The organism is Porphyromonas sp. CAG:1061 (genome assembly GCF_000435035.1).
GTDB lineage: Bacteria > Bacteroidota > Bacteroidia > Bacteroidales > Porphyromonadaceae > Porphyromonas_A > Porphyromonas_A somerae.
Map to the genome: position 1 here is coordinate 14,148 of NZ_HF988947.1, position 5,059 is coordinate 19,206.

General features: G+C 49.8%; 4 protein-coding genes. All 4 read right to left on the minus strand.

The annotated features are described in order from the left end of the window. Positions 1 to 163: 163 nt before the first annotated feature. Complete coding sequence (locus QVO39_RS08285; RefSeq protein WP_021903774.1) at positions 164 to 820, minus strand: GNAT family N-acetyltransferase; 657 nt, start codon at positions 818 to 820, stop codon at positions 164 to 166. Next, positions 807 to 1,718 carry a DUF2156 domain-containing protein gene (locus QVO39_RS08290; RefSeq protein WP_021903775.1) on the minus strand — a complete coding sequence of 304 codons (912 nt, stop codon included), beginning with the start codon at positions 1,716 to 1,718 and terminating at the stop codon, positions 807 to 809. Before QVO39_RS08290 ends, QVO39_RS08285 begins: the two co-directional genes overlap by 14 nt. Positions 1,719 to 1,784: 66 nt before the next feature. Further along, a complete protein-coding gene (gene rodA, locus QVO39_RS08295; protein WP_021903776.1) occupies positions 1,785 to 3,251 on the minus strand; it encodes a rod shape-determining protein RodA in 1,467 nt (488 codons plus the stop codon). A 4-nt stretch (positions 3,252 to 3,255) separates the two neighbouring features. Further along, positions 3,256 to 5,059: penicillin-binding transpeptidase domain-containing protein (locus QVO39_RS08300; protein ID WP_288171948.1), on the minus strand; the 1,804-nt coding region annotated here is incomplete at its 5' end.

Genomic DNA, 5,059 nt, shown 5'->3' on the forward strand with positions numbered 1-5,059 from the left:
TAAATAAGGCACCCACAACCCACGACCCCTTGTGGGTCGGACAGCCTATTCTAGGATTAATTCTGACGTCCTAGACCCTATTGTCCGACCCGCAAGTTCATTTAGCAGTAGGCGGCTACTGCAAGCGTTCATAGACATTTCGGAATATGCTCTACTCTCCTTCTCAGGTAAGGGGGAGTAAGAGGAATGTGGGTGGTAATTGGGGTAGTTTTTCGGTGAGCGGATAGCTCATCCAGCCCAGTACTGGTGGTACTAGAGGTTGCCATTCTCTCTGCTTTTGTGCTTCAAACTTTGCTTGGCTTATGGTCTGTCGCTCTATTTTCCTCACCGCTTCAAGGTACTCTTTGGCTGCCTCTCCAGGATAGATGAGTGGGGCGGTATCGCGTGGAAGCTTGGCATAAACGTCGGTCGCTTCCCACTTAAAGCCCAACCGCTTGTAGTAGTCAATGAGCCAAATCTCGGCCGGAACTAGAAAAGCCATGGCATACCCCTCCGCTACGAGCTCCTCGAGTATCTCTTTGATAAAATGCTTCATCACCCCCTTTCCTTGCTCCGCTTTTGCCGTGCAGACACTATAGAGGTAGGCTGCACGAAGAGGTGCCTTTCCATCTCCAGTGCGGTAGAGATACTCTACCACCTGCGTGAAAGCGATGATATCCCCTCGGTCATTGCCAAGTATTTTAGTCGTTTTAGGCGAAGGAAGATGCTCTAGCTGCAGAAGGTAATAGTCGCGATATTGAGGGCCAAAGCACTCGGCAAGTAACTGTAGTATTTGTTGATTGAGCCGATTGTCTGAGCTGCTATACTCAATCCTCTTCATACGAAATAGCCACCTTGTGCTTCTCCAATATCTTCATGGGCTGATAGGATAGCTTTGCTTTCCGCAGTCCCTCCAACCCTAGGTCCTCCTCTCGATTGATGCGAACATACTGCTCTGGGAGGTGGCTCACAAACTCTTGATTGATAATGGTAAAGGAGCCATCATAGTCGGTATCCGCCTTTTCGATATGCACTCCAAAGCAGGCGTGGCTAATCGGCATCCCTAGGGTAAACGCCACTACCTTGCCCTCCACTCTGATACAGCCGCCGCGGAGCCCTATCTCCTTCCACTCCTTGAGCGCCTTCATCACCATTTTCCGCTCGTCTGCCATCCCTGGTGTAGTCTCAGTATCAGCATACCAACGGTTCTCCAGAGCGATGCACTCATTGGCATTCTCATCGGAGATTGGCTCGTAGGTATAGTCGGGATACTGACGCTTGAACCGATTGATATGATTGCGCTTACTCTGTAGCTTTTTCCCAGAGAGGGTCTCTAGTTTCTCACGGTCGTAGAGATAATCGGCATTGTCTCTATTGCTAAAGATTTTGAGAGAGGTTGGCTGGGTCTGCTCTAGTAGCTCAATAGCGGAGTCCTGCACCGACATTAGAATGAGCGGGTGCCCCTCCATCTTGCTTGTATGCTCCATATCCTTCAGCACCTCCACTAGGTTCCCCTTTCCTATCGGCATCAGATAAGCTTGGTTGCCAGTATCGAAGCTTCTAAAGCGTATCAGCATCATCTCTTTGTGAAAAGCCACAGAGGTGAGGTAGAGAAAGCCCCAATTGTATAGGTTTCCAAAAGAGTAGTCGCAATTACAGTAGGGATTATCTTCTAGGTAAGCCAGTATCTGATCCCTATCCTCCAATCCTACTCTATGAAACTCTATTAAATCTGCCATGGTTGCTTTGTATCCTTTTATATATAATGTTCTTACTCTTAGTTTGCAAAGATACCAAATATAAAGTTAGTCGGTACGTCGTTGGTCGAGCCGAAGGAGTATAAAGAGGAGAATGGTGAAGCTCAGTAGGGAGGAACCTCCGTAGCTAAAGAAGGGTAAAGGAATACCAATTACTGGTATCAGTCCGATCACCATTCCAATGTTGATGGTGATGTGAAAGAATATAATACTTGCCACACTATACCCATAGGTGCGAACGTAGGGGTCTACCTGACGCTCCGAAATGTAGATGAGGCGCAGTAGAAGTGCGGTGAAAAGCCCCAATAGCACTAAGCTCCCAATAAAACCAAACTCCTCCCCTATCGTGCAAAAGATAAAGTCGGTATCTTGCTCCGGCACAAAGGAGAGCTTCGTCTGAGTCCCCTGTAGATACCCTTTGCCAGTGGCGCCACCCGAACCAATCGCTATAAGGCTTTGGCGGACGTTGTACCCCGCACCCGAAGGATCGTCCTTCATACCTAGGGAGACCAGGATACGCGTCTGCTGGTGTGGCTGAAGTATTTTGTCAAAGAAATAATCAACGCCCGAGGTGAGTCCTAAGCTCAGAACTGCCACAAGGGCAGCGAGCCAAAGGTGCTTCCCCTTGTGCTGAAAGCTCTGCACTAGTGTGAAGACCAACAACACTCCTAGAGCAACCAATGCAAAAAGGGCATAGTCTACAGGTCTGAAAAAACTGATAATAAAGGCCAATAGCATAGCCGCTGGAAGTGGAATCAAGGTGGAAAGCCACAGCCGATAGGGGAGCTTGCAATAGCCTATTGTGGTGATAAGCACTGCAATGTAGATGACTATCGAAAGGAGTAGAAGGCTAGCGTTGGTTGTCCCCCACACCACTCCGTTGTACCTTAGGGTCAGCACAAAGAGAGTGACAAGTAGGATGCCATAAAACGGCACTGCACTGGTGAGCCCCTCCCTATAGAGCACAATCACAAAGGCAAGGAAGACGAGTGCTGATCCAGTTTCACTCTGTAGGATAATGATCAGTATCGGCAGTATGAATATAAATAGAGCTACCACCAATTCTCGGGGTTTGGAGATATTAAATTCATACCGCGAGGTCCACCACGCCAGCATCATCGCCGTTGTCACCTTGGCAAACTCGGCCGGCTGTATCCGTATTGAATCTGTGATCACTAGCCAGGAGTGAGAGCCTTTGATATTGGGGGCTAAGAAAATGGTCGCCACCAATATCAGCAGGGTAATTGCGTAGAGAAGTGGGGCCGACATCCTCAGAAGGCGACGGTCCATTAAGAGGATAGCCAAGCCCGCGGCAAAGCTCACGCCCATCCAGATGAGTTGTGACTGCGTGCGGCCCGAGATGGTGATTTCCCTAATCGTCTGTTCGGGATCAAAGCCAGCTGCATAGATCGTAAACCACCCCACTGCCACCATCACTAGGTAGAGAGCAATGGTGATGAGGTCAACCCCCTTGAGTGGTTTCGGACTGGTATGTCGATGATTATTGATTCCCATACAATTAGTAAATAATGCTATTCATCATCATCGTTTCGTACACCTTCGACTCGGCACCTATCTCGTGGTCATGGAGATAATAATCCATCATCAGCCGCCCTATTGGCACACCAAATGTGGCACCAAATCCACCATTCTCCACAATCACAGCCACTGCCACTTGTGGGTCTTCTTGCGGTGCATAGCCAATAAAGAGCGAGTGGTCCTTGCCGTGCACATTCTCCGCCGTTCCTGTCTTGCCACACACCTTGAAATCAGGGAGATTGGCCTTCCGACAGGTACCTCCCGTCACCGCCCCCCTCATGCCTTGGTCTATGTAATCAAAGTAGATGGGGTCTATTTCCGTGTCGTGTCGCTCCACATAGAGGCTATCGGAAGGAAGACCCGATATCTCCTTTACTACGTGGGGCGTATAGAAGTACCCTTTGTTGGCTACCGTAGCACAGAAATTGGCCATTTGCAGAGGAGTTGCTAAAATCTCACCCTGACCTATCGAGATAGAGATGATGGTGGAGGAACGCCAATTGCCCTCTCCATAGATCTTATCATACATCAGGCTATTTGGGATAAACCCACGTTTCTCCCCAGGTAAGTCGAGCCCCAAGGGGTAACCAAATCCAAGTTTGACGATAGATTCCGTCCACTTCTTAAAGGCGGCTGCTGTGGAGGGGAATAGCTTCCGATCGTCCAGCATATTGCGGAGCCCATAGCAGAAGTAGGCATTACACGAGGTGGCAATTGCCGGAATCAGCGAGATGGGGGAGGGGTGTCCGTGGCAGGCAGGTCGATTTCTAAGAGGTGGGTAGCCGTGGTAGCAAGGGTAGCTACTATGTACATCCAGAGCTCCCGCTTGTAGAAAGACTGCTGCCTGAGCTGGCTTAAAGGTAGATCCAGGAGGGTAGGTTCCCATAATTGCTCTATTGAAAAGTGGCATCTGTGGGTTCGCCTCCAGAGCTTTATAGTTATTACCCCGATCCCTCCCCACTAGTAGCTTGGGGTCGTAAGAGGGCGAGGAGACCAAAGCACGTACCTCTCCACTCTTGGGCTCTATCACCACGATGGCTCCCCGCTTGCCTGCCAGTAGCCGCTCCCCATAAGCTTGTAGCTCCATATCTATAGATAGAGTGAGGTCGTGTCCCGAGGTAAGTGCTTCATTGAGTTCGCTATCATCACGCTTCCCTTTCACCCTTCCGTGGGCATCGCGGATATAGATTTCTTTGCCCTTTTCACCCCTCAAGAATCGCTCATAGCTTAGCTCAATACCACTCTTGCCAATATATTCCCCAGGGCGGTAGTAGGGGTCACGCTCAATATCCTTCGGGCTCACTTCGCCCATATAGCCCAGCATCAAGCCTGCGGCAGCGTACTTGTAGTCCCTTACCGTCCGATGCACTACGTAAAAGCCGGGAAACTTATAGAGCTTCTCCTCTAATAGCCCCGCCTCCTCTTCGCTAATCTGTGGGAGCAGCAGCTGAGGAGTATAGGGGGAGTAGCCTCTATTCTTCTTGCGGTTGCGGAGGTCCGCAAAGCGTTGCCTCAGTTCGGCTGGCTCAAGGTTGAGGATGCTACAAAATTCGAGGGTATCAAATGGCTCCACCTCTCTGGAGATGATATGGATGTCGGCAGCCGAGTTGTTGAAGACCACTAGGTTGCCCCGACAGTCGTAGATCATTCCTCGCGAAGGGTATAATGTCTTCTTGAGAAAGGCAATATCTTCCGCTGCAATTCGATACTCTGGGGAAAGCACTTGTAGGTCAAAAAGACGACCTAGGTAGAGTAGCACTACCACTAATATGGCAGCACCGACA